Genomic DNA, 18,194 nt, shown 5'->3' on the forward strand with positions numbered 1-18,194 from the left:
GCTTTTTTTATGGTAAAATAAAGCTTCATCAGATACATAGGAATTGTTGGATATTTTGATATTGTAAAAAAGGAAAATAGCAGAATAGCAGGAATAGAAGAAAAATGAAAGGAAAAAGAATAATTGCAGGCATTTTGCTTGCGGGAATTTTAGCAGTCACCCTGACAGGGTGTAAAAATACAGACAGCAGTAAAAAAGAAACCGAAAAGCCGGTCATTACGCTCGGCAGCGACAGTTATCCACCCTATAATTATCTGAATGAGGATGGTGTGCCGACGGGCATAGATGTAGAACTGGCTACGGAAGCATTCAAAAGAATGGGCTATCAGGTGGAGGTTGTCCAGATTAACTGGGAGAAGAAAAAGGAACTGGTGGAGAGCGGAGAGATTGACTGTATCATGGGTTGTTTTTCCATGGAAGGACGCCTTGACGATTATCGCTGGGCGGGACCGTACATAGCAAGCCGTCAGGTGGTTGCGGTAAATGAGAACAGTGATATCTATAAACTGAGTGATCTGGAGGGAAAGAACCTGGCTGTCCAGTCCACAACCAAACCGGAAGGCATCTTCCTGAATCGGACGGATGAGAGAATTCCCAAACTGGGAAATCTGATCAGTCTTGGACACCGAGAACTGATCTATACCTTTCTTGGGAAAGGATATGTAGATGCAGCTGCCGCACATGAGGAATCGATTGTCCAATATATGAAGGATTATGACGCAAGTTTTCGTATTCTGGAAGAGCCTCTGATGATCACAGGAATAGGTGTCGCTTTCGCAAAAAATGATGACAGAGGAATTTGTGAGCAGATGAGCCAGACGCTGGAAGAAATGCGTCAGGATGGCACGTCCCTGAAAATCATTGAAAAATATCTGGATGATCCCCAGAAGTACCTGGAGGTGGATGATCTTGGGTATTAAGAGAAAGAAAAAGGAAAAACGAATCCAGCTGCTCGGTGGTCTGATTGGAATCTGTGTGGCTGTAGTCTCTCTGTTTTATTTCTTCCACGCGGAAAAAGAGGAAGCAGAGAAAAGAATGGTGGAGATTGTAAACTATGTGAAAGTGCAGTGCTCCACCTATACCCATTATAATGAATCTTCGGAATCTAAAAGTCTCCTCCGTGCCATTGAAAGTGCCAGACAAATGAGTACAAATATTAAAATGGAAACAGAAAACGGCGGGCAGCTAAGCAGGGAGTTTCTGAAGGAAAATCTGCAGACTCTCTGGGTGGATGGTATCATTGTACTGGATGCAGAAGGAAAGAAGGACTGTGAATACAGCACGGATGAGTCTCTGGCTGATGAGATTACGGAGTATCTGCAAAAAGATATTATCATGGATTTCAGCGGATATGAAGAAAGATCTTATTCGGAACGATTTAGCAGAGCAGACGGGGCACTTATCGACATTGCAGCCTGTGCCAGAAAAGATGCGCCGGGTATCGTTGCAATCTATTATTACACATCTCCTGAATTTACCAGAAATTACACACTGACGATACAGGGGCTTTTAAATGGTTATAGTGTCCAGAAAGATGGAACGATTATTGTTGCAGACGAGGGAATCGTTGTTGCCAGCAATGATGAGAGCCTGTTAGGGCAGAATACAGCCGACAACGAAGTTGTTCAGGCAATGAAAAAGCATACAGACAGTCAGCACATTTATCATTTGAAGAATGAAGGAGCCGGATGCTACGGAATTATGCTGAAGCAGCGTGATTATTATATCTATGCGTATCTTTCGGATACGGAAGTATTCAGTAATCTTCCATTAAGTGTGATAAGTGTTATTTTTCTTTATTTTCTGATATTCAGCACATTCTGGTTCTGGACATACAGAATAAAGCAGGCACATCAGAAACAGGAACAGGAAAAAGATGAAAAATATAAGGCAGAACTTCTGATAGCTGCAAAAAAGGCAGAAGCCGCCAATGAGGCAAAAACGGAGTTTCTCCAGCGGATGAGCCATGATATCCGGACTCCGATCAATGGAATCCGCGGAATGGTCAATATGGCAGACCATTACGCAGATGATATGGAGAAGCAGACGGAATACAGGACAAAGATTAAAGAGGCATCCAATCTGTTGCTGGAACTGGTAAACGATGTTCTGGACATGAGTAAGCTTGAGTCAGGTGAAATCGTTCTGGAAGAGATTCCGTTTAATCTGAGCAGTATTTTCAGGGAAGTATTTGTTGTGATCGAGCAGATGGCTGCAGAACAGAATATCCGGATCATGTGGGAGAAAAAAGAAATTACACACCGCGATTTTATTGGAAGTCCGGGGTATGTGAAACGTGTGATGATGAATATTCTGTCGAATGCGGTGAAATATAACAGAGAAAACGGAGAAATTTATATCAGCTGCATAGAAATTCCATCCGAACAGCCGGAAATGACGACAATGGAATTTGTCTGCCGGGATACAGGAATCGGAATGACTGAGGAGTTCCAGAAACGTGTGTTTGAACCATTTGCACAGGAACATACGGGAAGCCGTGCAAAATTTGCTGGAACAGGACTGGGAATGGCCATTTCAAGGAAGCTGGTCGAGAAAATGGGGGGAACGATTACCTTTGAAAGTGAAAAAGGCGTAGGGTCAACGTTTGTGATCCGGGTTCCGTTTAAAATAGATCCGGATGAGGATGAACATAAAGTTCAGAAAGATATACCAGAAAAATCTATAAAGGGGCTGCATATTCTTCTGGCAGAAGATAATGAGCTGAACATGAAAATTGCAGAGTTTATGCTTCAGAATGAAGGTGCTGATGTGACAAAAGCATGGAATGGACAGGCGGCTGTTCAGATATTTGAAAAAAGCAGACTTGGTGAATTTGATGTGATTTTGATGGATATTATGATGCCGATCATGAATGGTTATGAAGCTACAAAGATGATCCGGGCCTTGGACAGAGAGGATGCAAAGAAAATACCAATCATTGCAATGACAGCAAATGCGTTTACGGAGGACAGAATAAGAGCAAAAGAAGCAGGAATGGATGAACATATCTCTAAGCCTGTTGATGGGAAGCTATTGGTAAAGGTAATTCATGAATTGCAGAATTAGCGGAAAATAATTTCAGATAGGGGATTCGTAATGAAAAAGAAAAAATGGAACAGGGCTTTGGCTGTGCTTTTTGTGATGATGACTGCCGTAACACTTCTTTCGGGCTGCGACAGCAAAAGCGCGGAAAAAGAAGATGCAGAAACCATCACGGTGTATTTATGGAGCACAAGCCTGTATGAAAAATATGCGCCATACATCCAGGAACAGCTTCCGGACATCCAGGTTGAATTTGTCGTGGGAAATAACGATCTGGATTTCTACAAATTTCTGAATGAAAATGGTGGATTACCGGATATTATAACCTGCTGCCGCTTTTCCCTGCACGATGCAAATCCCCTGAAAGACAGTCTGATGGACCTTTCCACAACCAATATGGCAGGCGCTGTCTATGATACCTACCTCAGCAATTTTATGAATAAGGATGGAAGCGTAAACTGGCTCCCGGTGTGTGCGGATGCCCATGGATTTGTGGTGAATAAAGATCTTTTTGAAAAGTATGATATTCCTCTTCCAACAGATTACGAAAGCTTTATCTCTGCCTGCCAGGCATTTGACAAAGTGGGCATTCGCGGGTTTACGGCAGACTATTATTATGATTATACCTGTATGGAAACACTGCAGGGGCTGTCTGCATCAGAACTTTCTTCCATAGATGGACGTAAGTGGCGTACCGCCTACAGTGACCCGGATAATACAAAGAGAGAAGGTCTGGACAGTACCGTCTGGCCGGAGGCTTTTGAACGTATGGAGCAGTTTATCCGGGATACCGGTCTGAGCCGGGATGATCTGGATATGAATTACGACGACATCGTTGAGATGTATCAAAGTGGTAAGCTTGCCATGTACTTCGGCAGCTCTTACGGTGTAAAAATGTTTCAGGATCAGGGTATAAACACAACATTTCTGCCATTCTTTCAGGAGAACGGTGAAAAGTGGATTATGACTACGCCATATTTTCAGGTGGCTTTAAACAGCGACCTGTCAAAGGATGAAACACGTCGAAAGAAAGCAATGAGGGTACTGAATACAATGCTTTCAGAGGATGCACAGAACCAGATCATTTACGATGGACAGGATCTGTTAAGCTACAGTCAGGATGTGGATATGCAGCTTACGGAATATCTGAAGGATGTGAAATCTGTGATCGAAGAAAACCATATGTATATCCGAATTGCGTCAAATGACTTTTTTTCTGTTTCCAAGGATGTGGTTTCCGGGATGATCTCAGGAGAGTACGATGCAGAGCAGGCCTATGAGGCATTTAACAAGCAGCTTCTTGAAGAGAAATCCACTTCTGAGAATATCGTGCTGGATTCACAGAAATCCTATTCCAACCGCTTTCATAGCAGTGACGGAAATGCAGCATATTCTGTTATGGCAAACACCTTGCGCGGCATTTATGGGACAGATGTGCTGATCGCAACCGGAAACAGCTTTACAGGAAATGTGCTGAAGGCCGGTTATACTGAAAAAATGGCCGGTGATATGATCATGCCAAATGGTCTTTCGGCTTACAGCAGTAAGATGAGCGGAGCTGAACTAAAAGAGACAGTGAAAAGCTTTGTAGAAGGCTACCAGGGTGGCTTCATTCCGTTCAACCGCGGCTCTCTGCCTGTGCTCAGCGGTATTTCTGTGGAGGTCAAAGAAACAGAGGATGGTTATACACTGAGCAAAGTTACGAAGGACGGAAAACAAATTCAGGACAAGGATACTTTTACAGTAACCTGTCTTGCGATACCAAAACACATGGAAGCGTATCCGGCAGATGAGAACATTGTATTTGATGGAGGCGATGCCACTGTAAAAGAGACCTGGACAGGATATATTTCAGATGGTGATGCCATTCTTGCAGAGCCAGAAGACTACATGACTCTGAGGTGAGAAGAATGGATATTAAGAATCATAACACAGACAGAAAGAAGCCTGTCATGAGAAAACGATTAAGGATAGGGGGCTTTATTGTTGCTTTTGTGGGAATTGTTCTGCTGGTTTTCCAATATTATAGATTTGTGTCGAAAACTATTTATGAGGAAAGTGTTTCTCATCTGACAGAGGTTTTTCATCAGTCTGATAATATGCTGCGGGAACTGACAGATAAGAACCTGACCTATCTTCATATGTGGGGTGAGAATCTGCAGGATATTTCCAACGAAGACGAAATTCGTGATTATACAAAGAAAGCGCAGGCAGATGTCGGCTTTTTAGACTTCTTTTTCCTGTCAGCAGACGGAAACTATAAGATGACAACAGGAGAAACAGGGTATCTTGGATTACAGGAAAATATGGAAGAGGAGATCCGGCAGGGAAATGATGTGATAGCGAATGCAGCAGTTCCTGGAAAATCTCAGCTGCTTGTTTTTGCCACTCCAAGATCTCATGGGATCTATCAGGATTTTGAATATGATGCGATCGCCATTGCGTATGAAAATGCTGATATCGTAGATGTGCTGGATATTTCTGCTTTCAATGGAAATGCTCAGAGTTTTATTGTTCATCCGGATGGCCGTGTTGTGATTGATCATTCTTCTGAGTCATGGGGAAATGTGTATAGTTTTTTCGGTGTCCTGAGAGAGCATTCAGATATGTCCGAAAAAGAGATCAATGAGCTTTTGGAGAAGTTCAAAGCGGGACGTACCGATGCGATGCTGCTGAAGCTGGATGGAAGGAACTACTATCTGGTCTATGAAAAATCGGATATTCAGGACTGGATGTTTTTGGGACTGGTCCAGGCGGATATCGTCAATGCCAGTATGAACAGTCTTCAGCATAGTACAATACTCCTTGTCGGTGCGATTGTATTCTGTATTGCTGCATTTTTTATCAGTCTGATTATTCAAAAAGGCAGAACAGACCTCAGAAAAAAGGATACGGAGATTCTGTATCGTGACGAACTGTTTCAAAAGCTTTCCATGAATGTGGATGATGTTTTTCTGATGCTGGATGCAAAAACCTACAAGACGGATTACGTCAGTCCGAATGCGGAAAAATTGCTGGGCATTACAGTAGAACAGATCCATAAAGATATTTGTATTCTGGGAAAACTGCATCCTGAAGAATCTGAAGCTTCCGAGAAGAATTATCTGAAAGAAATCAAGGTTTATGAGCAAAAGGAATGGGATTTTGAATGTGTTCATCAGAAAACAGGGGAAAAACGATGGTTTTATATTGTTGCAATGGGCAGCGAGGTAAACGGGCAAAAGAAATATATCCTGGTTATGTCAGATCGTACCTCTGACTGGAAAATGAATCAGGCACTCTCCGAGGCGGTACGCGCAGCGGAGACAGCAAACAGGGCAAAGAGTACCTTCCTCTCAAATATGTCTCACGATATCCGGACGCCTATGAATGCGATTATCGGTTTTTCAACACTTGCTGTAAGTAATATTGATGATCAGAAAAGGGTTCGGGATTATCTGGGCAAGATCCTTTCCTCCAGCAACCATCTGCTCTCGCTGATCAATGATATATTGGATATATGGTAATCAATTCTCCGTTCCTTCTGACTGTAGCACAATCCGGACGTATATCCATTAAATCTGATATAGATTTTCTGGAACGCTTAACAGCCAATGACTGGAAAAATTCACCAACTTGATAGAACAGCATAACAGCAACTGCTTCCGGATATTCACCAATGACAAAAGCACCAATCGTAGAAACGCTCATTAGGAAATGTTCATCAAACACACGTCCCTTTGAAATATTCCTCACAGCTTGCCATACAACATCTCCACCAAGAATAACATAAGAAACAATGAGAAAAGCTAACTCGATAGGCAGTGGCACTTTCGCAAAAACAGTCAATGCCATACCAATAGCATAGATTGCTGCGCCAATCGCTAAACGAATCGTCAACTTCTTGTCCTCATTGTTATAGGATTCATTGGCCTCCTGCTTTTTTTCCGGTATATAAGATTCCTGTACAATTTCAGAAACTTCCACATCGGGCTCATGACTATGAACAATCGTTTCAATCTGACTGGCTATTGTATTTGCGGCAGCTGAAGCAACATTGATTGTAAGCGTCTGCTTCATCAAATTTACAACTGAGGATTGTACTCCATCCAATTCTCCGACTTCTTTTTCAATTTTTGCGGAACAATTTGGACAGTCCAACCCTTTTAATAGAAATATGCGTTTCATGATAATCTCCTTATAATTTGTTTAATTGTTCAATTACTCAACTATAATGTTAAAAAATATTATTTCTGCCAAAGATGCTCAAATCCCTTGTCAATAATCTCTTTCACATGATCATCTGCCAGCGAGTAGTAAACTATCTGTGCTTCTTTACGGAATTTTACCAGATTCGCAAGGCGTAATGCCTTTAACTGATGCGAAATTGCAGATTTTGTTACCCCCAGTAGCACTGCAAGATCACATACACACATCTCACTCTGTTCTAGAGCGTGTAAGATTTGTACTCTAGTTCCATCTCCAAATAGCTTAAACAAAGAAGCCAACTGGATATAATCATCTTTTGGCTGCATCTTGGATTTCACATCATTCACAATATCCTCATGAATTACATCGCAATTACAAATATAAGACGTTTTTGGCATATATTCACCTCCAAATAATAATAGTTGAACAATTACTCAACTATTATTATACTTATTTTTAAATTCATGTCAATAAGCTGATGTTAGTTCCCCATAAATTTTACAATTAAAACCAGCTCTTTATTCTTTTCTTAATCTTTTTTCCCAGTATACCGTTTTGGCTTTCTTGTCACACTTCCTGTAAATCCCAAATTTGTAACGCTGAGTTTATATGTAATTGTCATGGTTTCCATATTTTTTAGAACACATACCATTTCATTCGTTAATTCCGGCAAGCGTTTTAAACACGGAAGTTTCCTTTTGGCATTTGCATATACATGTCTTGCGTCAAAATAGAACTGATTATTTGTAAGAATAGATTTTTTTTGCATTCTTATAAAAATCCTTGGCCGAAAGTCTTGTCTCTACTCCTGTTAAATGTAGAAAGTGATCTATTGGAAAAGAAACTTCAAAATATTCATCTCCACAAACATACAGAAATGTTTTATCTGCCAAATTTTGGAAATATACGATTTCCGCCTCTGTAATACCTTGTCGTATTGCGTTTTTCTTATCTACCTTTGTTGCCACTTATACCTCACATGCAAAAAAGAGTGTGGCATTAAACCACACTCTTCTGAGAATTACTTTTGTGGTATCTTGCCCATGTGCATTGGTCATTTCAATCCCGCTGACTTTCTTTGGAGGCATTGGTGCGGCATCTAAACGAGGTGTTCTTGTAAAAGGAAGTAATTATTTAGAGGCGCTTAATAATGTCAGCGTTATTGTGTTCGATAAAACCGGAACACTTACAAAAGGTGTTTTCAATGTGACGGATATTTTGCCTGCAAATGGATTTTCAAAAGAACAGGTTCTGGAGTATGCGGCAGAGGCAGAGAGTTTTTCTAACCATCCTATTGCAAAATCCATTCTTGCTGCTTATGAAAAAGAAATTGATCAGTCAGTGATTTCTGATTATAAGGAAATTTCAGGATATGGAATCAGTGTAATGGCAGGGGAAAAGAAAGTTTTTGCTGGCAATACGAAACTTATGGATACAGAATGTATAGAGTACACAACCTGTGAAAACGCAGGTACAAAAGTTTATTTGGCGGTAGATGGTCAATATGCAGGATGTATTTTGATAACAGATGAAGTGAAGCTGGACAGTAAAAAAGCAATTTCTGATTTGAAACATATCGGTGTGGAAAAAACAGTCATGCTTACCGGTGATGATGAAAAAATTGGGAAGTCTGTTGCAGAAGAATTGCAGTTGGATGAATATTATGCACAGCTGCTTCCTGACCAAAAAGTGGAAAAGGTTGAGCTTTTAGATGGTAAAAAGAGACCGGGAAGCAAATTGGCTTTTGTTGGTGATGGTATCAATGACGCTCCTGTCCTTGCCCGTGCAGATGTTGGTATTGCAATGGGTGGGCTTGGTTCGGATGCGGCCATTGAAGCAGCAGATGTAGTTCTGATGACAGATGAACCGTCTAAGCTGGTGGACGCGATTGAAGTAGCAAAAGCGACAAAACAGATTGTCATGCAGAATATAGTGATTGCTCTTGGGATTAAGAGTGTGTTCCTGATTCTTGGCGCTCTTGGTATTGCGGGAATGTGGGAAGCTGTATTTGGTGATGTAGGCGTTACCATAATTGCTGTTTTGAACGCAATGAGAATTTTGAAAAAATAGGAAATGAGGTGGGAATGTGAAACGAAAACTGATTCTGTTAGTTGTTACGATTGTTTTTCTTGTAGGGTTTGGTGCCATTTTACATTCACCGCCTTCTATGATTGATGCAGTCACAGGAGCAACACCGAAGTCAAAAAAGGCGGCTCAAGCCTCCGCACAGTTGGAAGGCTCTTATGTTCTCGGTATTAATATGATGTCAGATGGTCTCGACAACGAGAACACCCGGAATAAATTAAAAGAATTGGCACTGGACGATTCGGAAACAAATGAAACAGATCTCATGAAAACGGACATTAGTTTTCGGTTATATGTATCTGAGACGGATTATCCGCTTGTCAGTTATGCTAAGAAACTCTGTGACAGGTTGAAACAGGCCGGTTTCTCCGTAGATCTGAAAGAGTACAGTAACACAATGATGCTATCAAGAGTGGTAAGTGGAAAGTATGATGTATTCCTGGCATCGGATGATTTTATTGACGTTACAACGCTAACACAGATGGACTATATGATCATGGACAGCGAAGAAATGAGGTGAGCGGGAATTTATGAGAAAATGGAATACAATTTTGTCTGTTTTAATGCTTCTCATTTTTATGATTCATGGAATCATGGGCAGCTTTATGCTGAACGGAGTTGGAAGTAGCGCAGGGAAACTTCTTGCATGGATTGGTGTTGGTATTCTTGTTGTGCATACGGTGATTGGTGTCATCCTGACAGTTCAGAGTTTACAGACAGCGAAGCAATCCGGAAAAATGTATCTGAAACAGAACGCCATATTCTGGGCGAGACGAGCCAGTGGGCTGGCAATACTGATCCTGCTGTTCTTCCATATTGGCTTGTTTGGAAAGGTGCAGAATGGGACATATATTTTGTTCCCTTTTACAACGGTAAAGATGGTAACTCAGCTTTTGTTCGTGGCGGCAATCTTTGTTCATATTTTTATCAATATCCGCCCATTGCTCGTATCGCTGGGAATCATCAGTTATAAAGAACGAAGGGGTGATATTTATTTGATTCTTTCGGTGCTCCTTCTGTTTATAGCGGGCGCAGTTATTTTCTATTATATTGGGTGGCAATATCTATGAGTAAGACAATTATTATTATAGGTGCTGGACTGGCAGGACTTTCAGCGGCTTTGCAGGCAGCGGAAAATGGATGCAATGTAAAACTGGTTTCCTCCTTTCCATCAGAGCGGGCGCAGTCTGTTATGGCAGAGGGCGGTATCAACGCAGCTTTGAATACAAAAGATGAAAACGACAGTCCCGAAGAACATTTCACAGATACAATAAAGGCGGCTTGCGGTCTGGCAGACCCAAATGCAGTTTGGGGAATGACACAGGCAGCACCGGAGCTGGTGCACTGGCTGTTAAAACTTGGAGTTCAATTTAACATGAGCGGCTATGATGATGTGGATCTGCGGAATTTTGGCGGGCAGAAAAAGAAAAGGACTGCTTTTGCGCAGAGCGATACCGGGAAGCAGATCATGACAGCTATGATAGACGCTGTTCGCAGGAAAGAAGCATCTGGTATGGTAGAACGGTTCAGCCATCATTCTTTCCTAACACTTCGTCTGTGTGGCAATATTTGTTGTGGGTGCGTAATCAGGGATGAATACAGTCAGGAGACTGTGGAATTACCGGGGGATGCGGTTATTGTTGCCACCGGTGGTATGCACGGATTGTTTGGAAATACAACGGGTTCGCTGAGCAATACAGGAGAAGTCACCGCAGAATTGTTCCGGCTTGGTGTTCCTCTGGCAAATGGCGAGATGATCCAGTACCATCCGACAACTGTGAAATGTGGTGGAAAACGCATGCTCATCAGCGAGGCGGCCAGAGGGGAAGGTGGCAGGTTGTTTGCCATGAAAGATGGAAAACAATGGTATTTCATGGAGGAAAAATACCCGGAGCTTGGAAATCTGATGCCACGAGATATTACCGCCAGAGAGATATGGAAGGTCAGCCATGAATCAGAGGTATTTCTTGACATGACGGAAATATCGGAGGAGATTATTTCAAATAAGCTATCTGGTCTGGCAGACGATTGTATGACCTATCTGCATAAAGATATACGAAAGGAACCGGTGTCTGTTTTACCGGGAATTCACTATTTTATGGGAGGCATTCTGGTGGATGAGCAGCACAGAACGCCGATTCAGAATCTTTACGCTGCCGGAGAATGCTGTGCCCAATATCATGGTGCCAACCGTCTTGGTGGAAATTCTCTGTTAGGAGCGTTATACGGAGGACGTGTTGCGGCAAAATCAGCATGCGAACAGGCAGATGTAGTAGATCTATCTTGTGCGACACAGATAGATTTTCCACCAGCGTCTCAAATTTCAGAAATAAAGCAATTAAACAAAGTGATGCAGGAGACTATGGGCGTTGTCAGAAATGAGAATACGTTGTTAAATGGGGTTCAAACGGTACAAGCGCTGACAGGAAATCTTCCATTGCTTGGCATGGCAGTTCTAAAGAGTGCTCTTGCAAGAAAAGAAAGCCGTGGTGCACACTGGCGGGAGGATTATCCGAAGAGTAATGACGATGATTACCTTAAAACAACGGTAGCCAGATTTGATGGAAAGCAGATACAGATTTCCTTTGTACCTGTTCCAGAAAGGCGGTGATTCACTTGGTATATAAAATAAGAATCAGGCGGCAGGAGAGTCAGAAATCAGACAGTTATTGGCAGGAATTTGAGTTTGACGGAAGCAAAAACAGCTCTGTTGCCAATGTTCTAAAGGAATTGAACAGTAGAACCCCTTTGAAAGATAATTCAGGGAATATAGTTACTCCCATCAGCTGGGAATGTAGCTGTATGGTGCGAAAATGTGGGGCTTGCGCCATGCTGATTAACGAACGTCCGAGGCTGGCATGCTCTACATTTCTACATACGTTAAAAGGTTCTACAATCACCTTGGAACCTTTAAGCAAATTTCCGCTTGTAAGAGATTTGATCGTTGACCGGTCAATTCTGTTTGAAAATTTGAAAAAACTGAATCTTTGGCTTGAAAGTGAAGCTTATATGAATCCGTGGACACATGAACCGAGATACCAGTCGGCACGCTGTCTGATGTGTGGCTGCTGCCTTGAAGTGTGTCCTAACTTCTCTGCAAATGGGACTTTCGCAGGCGCTGTTGCTGCAGTCAACGCATTTCGGATTCTGAATGAAGAACAGGAAAGCACTCATTTGAATGAGATTTCTGCTGAATATAAGAAGAAATATTTTGAGGGATGCGGGAAGTCGTTATCTTGTCATGATATTTGTCCGATTGGTCTGCCTGTGGAAGAACTGCTTGTAAGGTCGAATGCAGCGGCTGTTTGGGGCAAATAAAATGGATGATAAAAGCTATAATGAATGTATGAAGAGAATCAAAAACTTGATTTCTGTACAGAAATGACCAATACATAAAGAAAAATTAACACCGCGCAAAACGCTGCAAATGGCAGCAGAAAAGCGCCTTTTGAAAGGAGTTTATATGAGTATACGAGTACTTTTCATCTGCCACGGCAACATCTGCCGCAGCACCATGGCTCAATACGTTATGCAGGATCTGGTCACCCGCCACGGCCTTGCGGAGCATTTTTACATCAATTCCGCTGCCACCAGCATGGAGGAAATCGGTAACCCGGTGCATCGCGGTACCCGGGCGAAGCTGAAAGAGGTGGGTATTCCCTGCGGAGACCATCGGGCGGTGCAGATGCAGCGGTCCGATTATGACAAATATGATTATATCATCGGCATGGATAGCTGGAACCGCCGGAACATGATGCGGATTCTTGGCAAAGACCCCGAAGGAAAAGTGTCTTTGCTGTTGGATTATACAGACCATCCGCGGGATATTGCAGATCCCTGGTATACGGGGAACTTTGATGCGACCTATGACGATGTAAAAGCGGGCTGTGAAGCCCTGTTGACACATATTCAAGAGACAGAAGGGAGAAAATGATAATGATAACCATTGAAAAAGAACTCTGCGTTGGCTGCGGGAAATGTGTGAAAGACTGCATCGCCCACAATATTATTTTAAAAGACGGAAAAGCAGAGCCCAAGCGCGACTGCTTCCTCTGCGGTCATTGCGTGGCCGTCTGTCCCAAGGCCGCTGTATCCATTCCGGAATACGACATGGTTGAAGTGGAAGATTATGAAAAGGACAGCTTCATACTGAACTCGGATGTATTACTTCACGCTATTAAATTTCGCCGCAGCATTCGTGATTACAAGGACTGTAAAATTGAGCCGGAGAAAATCGAGAAGTTGATTCAGGCGGGCCGTTATACAGCCACAGCTAAAAATAACCAGAGCAGCCATTTTATTCTGGTGCAGCAGGAGCTTTCAACTTTAAAAGAATTGGTTTGGGATCACATTGACGCGCTGACGCAGATCCCTGCAACAGAGCTTCCGAAGGAACTGATCCCTTTTGCCAGCTTCAACCGTCACAGGAAAGAAGATCCGTCTGACGATTTCCTGTTCCGCAATGCACCCGCTGTCCTGTATATCACTTCCGATTGGGAGCTGGATGCCGGACTGGCGGCCCAGAACATAGAGCACATGGCCATCGCCCAGGGTCTGGGAGCCCTCTACAACGGCTATCTTCAGCGTATCAGCGATCAGAATGAGAACCTGAAAAAATGGCTTGGCATCGAAGGAGAACACATCAAAGCCTGCATGCTTTTGGGCTACCCGAACATCACCTATGCCCGCACTGCGCCGCGGCGTGAAGCCCGTGTAACCATTCGCTGATAGAAGATAATAAGAAAGGGCAAAGGAAAGGCCGGGAGAATATTGTCTCCCGGCCTTCGTTATGGATACTTATTTATGCTGGTTCTGGTATTCCAGTGCCGCCGCTACAAATCCACGGAACAGAGGATGGGGACGGTTCGGTCTGGATTTCAGCTCCGGATGAGCCTGGGTAGCCAGGAAGAACGGGTGCTCTTTCAGTTCAATCATTTCCACAATTCTTCCATCCGGCGAAATACCGGATAAAGTCATACCTGCCTGTCGCAGCACTTCACGATAATCATTATTGACCTCATAACGATGGCGATGACGCTCATGAATGGTCTCATCACCGTACAGCTCATAAGCTTTTGTATCCTTGTCCAGAATACAGGGATAAGAACCAAGCCGCAGGGTACCACCGATATCCTCGATTCCATCCTGATCCGGCATCAGGTGAATCATCGGGTGTGTGGTATTGGGATCCAGTTCCACACTGTGGGCGTCGTCATATCCGATGACGTGGCGCGCAAATTCTACGATGGCCATCTGCATGCCCAGACACAGGCCCAGGAAAGGAACGTTATTTTCACGCGCATAGCGGATAGCACTGATTTTGCCCTCAATACCACGATCGCCGAAGCCGCCCGGCACCAGAATGCCATCCACATCAGACAGATACTCCGCTGCGTTCGCGTCATTTACCAGCTCGGAGTCCACCCATTTCAGCTCTACTACAGAGTGGCTGGCGATACCGCCGTGCTTCAGGGCCTCCACCACGCTGATGTAAGCATCATGGAGCTGGATATATTTTCCAACGATGGCAATGTGAACCTTGGAAGTCGGATGACGGAGCGCGTCCACCATAGCTGTCCAGTCTGTCAGATCCGGCTCCGGACAGGGCAGATGCAGACATTCACAGGCCACCTGCGCCAGATGCTCCTTTTCCATGGCCAACGGAGCCTCGTAAAGATATTCCACATCCAGGTTCTGAAGTACGTGAGAGCTGGGGACATTACAGAACAGCGCGATCTTGTCCTTCAGATGATTATCCAGCGGATGCTCACTTCGGCAGACCAGGATATCCGGCCAGATACCCATACCCTGCAAATCCTTCACAGAAGCCTGAGTCGGCTTGGTCTTCAGCTCGCCGGAAGCTTTGATATAGGGAATCAGGGTTACATGGATGAGAATGGCATTTTCATGTCCTACGTCATGCTGGAACTGTCGAATGGCCTCCAGGAACGGCTGACTTTCGATATCGCCCACGGTACCGCCTACCTCAATAATGGCAATATGCGTCTCATCCTCATTGAAATTGCGGTAAAAACGGCTCTTGATTTCGTTGGTAATATGGGGGATAACCTGCACTGTGCCTCCGCCGTAATCGCCGCGGCGCTCCTTGTGCAGAACAGACCAGTAGATTTTACCGGTGGTAACGTTCGAATTCTTTGTCAGAGATTCATCAATAAAGCGTTCATAATGACCAAGATCCAGGTCTGTTTCAGCACCGTCGTCAGTCACGAATACCTCGCCGTGCTGAACAGGGTTCATGGTGCCGGGGTCAATGTTGATGTAAGGGTCAAACTTCTGCATAGTCACTTTGTAGCCACGGGCTTTCAGAAGACGTCCCAGAGAAGCTGCTGTGATGCCTTTACCGAGACCGGATACAACACCGCCGGTGACAAAGACGTATTTTACAGGCATGTGCGATTCCTCCTTTTGTTATATTTCATAGTGGGATAATAGGTTTCCAAAAATAACTGATTTATTATACTACTGGAGAATGAAAAAATCCAGATAAAAGGAGCCGAAAAAATTAGGGAAATTTCTGTGATTCAGCAAAAAAACAGCAGGAAGGGAGACAGCTCAACCGCACCACTCGCAAAACCGTTACTGTTCACTTCGTTCTCAGTAACACGCTTCGTGATGCACGGAACCTTGGGCTGAACTTGTTTACAGAAATTTCAGATCTTCCTGTATTGCTTTATCCTTTTCCTGACATTATAATAGAGGTGTTACGTTTGGAAAATAGAGTCTATTTTTCAGAACGTAATCTACAAGGAGGAGAAATATGGAAGAACATAACAATAATTCCAACCGCCCCTCCGGAGGCGGAGATAACAATAAGAATCCGAAGAACCGTCAGAGTATCCTGATGTTTCTCATCATCGCCATGGTAGCGATTCTGTTCTGGAACTACATCGGAAGTATGGGTAACAGCAGCAACACCATCACCTATGACGAGTTCGTACAGATGCTGGACGACGGCAAGGTAGAGAAAGTAGAAATCAACTCCAACAGCCTGAAAATCACAGCCAAGGACAAGGACGCGCTGGGAAGACAGCAGACCTATACCACCGGAATCGTACCGGATTATCAGCTCCAGGAGCGCCTGGAAAAAGCGGGAATCGAATATTCCGCACCCATCGAGGACATGAAAGAGGTTATCCTGTCCGCAGTGATCAACATTATACTGCCGATTTTGTTACTCTGGGGCGCTTTCGCCCTGATTATGCGCAGAATGGGCGGCGGAGGCGGCATGATGGGCATGAACGTCGGCAAGAGCAAAGCCAAGGTTTATATTGAAAAAGACACCGGCGTCACCTTCAAAGACGTAGCCGGCGAAGAAGAAGCGAAAGAATCCTTACAGGAGGTTGTAGACTTCCTGCACAACCCCGGGAAATACGCTCAGATCGGAGCTAAGCTCCCCAAAGGAGCCCTGCTGGTAGGCCCTCCGGGAACCGGAAAAACCCTGCTTGCCAAAGCCGTGGCAGGAGAAGCACATGTGCCGTTCTTCTCCCTGTCCGGATCCGATTTCGTAGAAATGTTCGTCGGCGTGGGAGCATCCCGTGTCCGCGATCTGTTCCAGGAAGCCAAGAAGCATTCCCCCTGCATCATCTTCATTGACGAGATCGATGCCATCGGAAAAAGCCGCGATGGCCGCCTGGGCGGAGGAAACGACGAGCGTGAGCAGACCCTGAACCAGCTCCTTGCGGAAATGGACGGCTTTGACAGTCACACAGCCTGCCTGGTACTGGGAGCGACCAACCGTCCCGAAGTCCTTGACCCCGCGCTTTTGCGTCCGGGCCGCTTTGACCGCCGTATCATCGTAGACCGACCGGACCTGAAGGGACGTGTCGATATTCTGAAGGTTCATTCCAAGAATGTGAAAATGGATGAAACCGTCGATCTGGATGCCATCGCCCTGGCCACCAGCGGAGCCGTAGGATCCGATCTGGCCAATATGATCAACGAGGCGGCCATCCTGGCAGTCAAAAACGGTCGCAAGGCCGTATCCCAGAAAGACCTCTTCGAATCCGTAGAGGTAGTCCTGGTTGGTAAAGAAAAGAAAGACCGCATCATGAGCAAAGAAGAGCGCCGCATCGTATCCTACCACGAAGTGGGACACGCCCTGGTCAGCGCCCTTCAGAAAGATGCCGAGCCCGTTCAGAAAATCACCATCGTACCCCGTACCATGGGAGCCCTGGGCTATGTGATGCAGGTACCTGAAGAAGAAAAATACCTGAACACCAAAAAAGAAATCGACGCCATGTTGGTAGGCCTCCTGGCAGGCCGCGCCGCCGAAGAAATCGTCTTCGACACCGTCACCACCGGCGCCGCCAACGACATCGAAAAAGCCACCCGCCTGGCCAGAGCCATGGTCACCCAGTACGGCATGTCCGAGAAATTCGGTCTCATGGGTCTGGAAGTCCAGGAAAATGAATACCTGAACGGTCGCACCGTCATGAACTGCGGCGACGCCACCGCAGCCGAGGTAGACACCGAAGTCATGAAGATCCTGAAAGCTTCCTATGAGGAAGCGAAGCGCCTCCTCAGCGAAAACCGTGAGGTCATGGACAAGATCGCCGACTTCCTGATCCAGAAAGAAACGATCACCGGTAAGGAATTCATGAAGATCTTCCGTGAGGTCAAAGGTCTTCCGGATCCGGACGACGCTTCCAAAGCGCCTTCCACCAAAGACGCCGAAGTCGGGGAGCGCAGCGATGCCGACTCAGCACAGCCTGCGGAGGCTCCGCAGGAGCCGACCGCGTCCTCGTTAAGCAGCGAGGAGGCCGGTGCTCCGACCACCACATCGAACAACGAATCAGAAGCATAACGTAACACCTTTCAAAGACAGGCCTGGGCGGAAAAATACATTTCCTAAGGAGCCC

Annotated in this window: 15 protein-coding genes and 1 pseudogene; 12 read left to right on the top strand and 4 right to left on the bottom strand. The window is 44.8% G+C overall.

Going from position 1 to position 18,194, the window contains the following annotated elements; genetic code table 11:
• The first annotated feature begins 104 nt into the window (after nucleotides 1–104).
• From ACESZP_RS04445 to ACESZP_RS04460, 4 genes are read left to right on the top strand one after another with little or no spacing between them, the layout of a single operon-like run.
• Nucleotides 105–920, top strand: coding sequence for a substrate-binding periplasmic protein (locus tag ACESZP_RS04445; protein WP_499708150.1), 816 nt, complete (start codon nucleotides 105–107; stop codon nucleotides 918–920).
• Entirely contained in the window at nucleotides 904–3,066 is a 2,163-nt protein-coding gene (locus ACESZP_RS04450; protein WP_499708249.1) for a hybrid sensor histidine kinase/response regulator, read from the top strand. Before ACESZP_RS04445 ends, ACESZP_RS04450 begins: the two co-directional genes overlap by 17 nt.
• A 30-nt stretch (nucleotides 3,067–3,096) precedes the next feature.
• Nucleotides 3,097–4,947, top strand: coding sequence for an extracellular solute-binding protein (locus ACESZP_RS04455; protein ID WP_499708151.1), 1,851 nt, complete (start codon nucleotides 3,097–3,099; stop codon nucleotides 4,945–4,947).
• Nucleotides 4,948–4,952: 5 nt separating this feature from the next.
• Complete coding sequence (locus ACESZP_RS04460; RefSeq protein WP_499708152.1) at nucleotides 4,953–6,548, top strand: PAS domain-containing sensor histidine kinase; 1,596 nt, start codon at nucleotides 4,953–4,955, stop codon at nucleotides 6,546–6,548.
• Here the strand turns inward: ACESZP_RS04460 and ACESZP_RS04465 are convergent.
• The 3 genes and pseudogenes from ACESZP_RS04465 to ACESZP_RS04475 form a co-directional block, all read right to left on the bottom strand.
• Nucleotides 6,535–7,209 (bottom strand): annotated as a pseudogene (locus ACESZP_RS04465) (heavy-metal-associated domain-containing protein); the annotation flags it as partial. The gene ACESZP_RS04460 and the pseudogene ACESZP_RS04465 overlap by 14 nt on opposite strands.
• 59 nt (nucleotides 7,210–7,268) lie before the next feature.
• The gene (locus ACESZP_RS04470) at nucleotides 7,269–7,628 is read right to left on the bottom strand and encodes an ArsR/SmtB family transcription factor (protein ID WP_005330964.1); all 360 of its coding nucleotides are present in this window, start codon (nucleotides 7,626–7,628) and stop codon (nucleotides 7,269–7,271) included.
• A 342-nt stretch (nucleotides 7,629–7,970) separates the two neighbouring features.
• Nucleotides 7,971–8,198, bottom strand: a complete 228-nt coding sequence (locus ACESZP_RS04475; protein ID WP_499708153.1) for a PBECR4 domain-containing protein — start codon at nucleotides 8,196–8,198, stop codon at nucleotides 7,971–7,973.
• On the opposite strand from ACESZP_RS04475, the gene ACESZP_RS04480 reads away from it, so the two are divergent.
• The 7 genes from ACESZP_RS04480 to ACESZP_RS04510 all read left to right on the top strand — a co-directional run bounded on the left by ACESZP_RS04480 (nucleotide 8,167) and on the right by ACESZP_RS04510 (nucleotide 14,043).
• Complete coding sequence (locus tag ACESZP_RS04480; protein WP_499708250.1) at nucleotides 8,167–9,300, top strand: heavy metal translocating P-type ATPase; 1,134 nt, start codon at nucleotides 8,167–8,169, stop codon at nucleotides 9,298–9,300. The two genes, ACESZP_RS04475 and ACESZP_RS04480, sit on opposite strands and share 32 nt — an antisense overlap.
• A 16-nt stretch (nucleotides 9,301–9,316) precedes the next feature.
• Entirely contained in the window at nucleotides 9,317–9,835 is a 519-nt protein-coding gene (locus ACESZP_RS04485; protein ID WP_009532262.1) for a DUF6921 family protein, read from the top strand.
• 10 nt (nucleotides 9,836–9,845) lie between these two features.
• On the top strand, nucleotides 9,846–10,385 hold the full coding sequence (locus ACESZP_RS04490) for a hypothetical protein (protein ID WP_008703787.1): 540 nt from the start codon (nucleotides 9,846–9,848) through the stop codon (nucleotides 10,383–10,385).
• On the top strand, nucleotides 10,382–11,926 hold the full coding sequence (locus ACESZP_RS04495) for an FAD-dependent oxidoreductase (protein ID WP_499708154.1): 1,545 nt from the start codon (nucleotides 10,382–10,384) through the stop codon (nucleotides 11,924–11,926). Before ACESZP_RS04490 ends, ACESZP_RS04495 begins: the two co-directional genes overlap by 4 nt.
• A complete protein-coding gene (locus tag ACESZP_RS04500; protein ID WP_009203877.1) occupies nucleotides 11,923–12,633 on the top strand; it encodes a succinate dehydrogenase/fumarate reductase iron-sulfur subunit in 711 nt (236 codons plus the stop codon). The genes ACESZP_RS04495 and ACESZP_RS04500 overlap by 4 nt, the downstream gene beginning before the upstream one ends.
• A 145-nt stretch (nucleotides 12,634–12,778) precedes the next feature.
• The gene (locus tag ACESZP_RS04505; protein WP_499708155.1) at nucleotides 12,779–13,249 is read left to right on the top strand and encodes a low molecular weight protein-tyrosine-phosphatase; all 471 of its coding nucleotides are present in this window, start codon (nucleotides 12,779–12,781) and stop codon (nucleotides 13,247–13,249) included.
• Between the two features lie 2 nt (nucleotides 13,250–13,251).
• Nucleotides 13,252–14,043 carry a nitroreductase family protein gene (locus ACESZP_RS04510; RefSeq protein WP_499708156.1) on the top strand — a complete coding sequence of 264 codons (792 nt, stop codon included), beginning with the start codon at nucleotides 13,252–13,254 and terminating at the stop codon, nucleotides 14,041–14,043.
• 69 nt (nucleotides 14,044–14,112) lie between these two features.
• Here ACESZP_RS04510 and pyrG read toward each other — a convergent pair whose 3' ends face one another.
• A complete protein-coding gene (pyrG, locus tag ACESZP_RS04515) occupies nucleotides 14,113–15,726 on the bottom strand; it encodes a CTP synthase (RefSeq protein WP_499708157.1) in 1,614 nt (537 codons plus the stop codon).
• Between the two features lie 367 nt (nucleotides 15,727–16,093).
• Between pyrG and ftsH the strand changes: the two genes are divergently transcribed.
• Nucleotides 16,094–18,139, top strand: a complete 2,046-nt coding sequence (gene ftsH / locus ACESZP_RS04520; protein ID WP_499708158.1) for an ATP-dependent zinc metalloprotease FtsH — start codon at nucleotides 16,094–16,096, stop codon at nucleotides 18,137–18,139.
• Nucleotides 18,140–18,194: the final 55 nt, after the last annotated feature.

The organism is Candidatus Dorea massiliensis AP6 (assembly GCF_964245105.1).
GTDB classification, from domain to species: domain Bacteria; phylum Bacillota; class Clostridia; order Lachnospirales; family Lachnospiraceae; genus Laedolimicola; species Laedolimicola intestinihominis.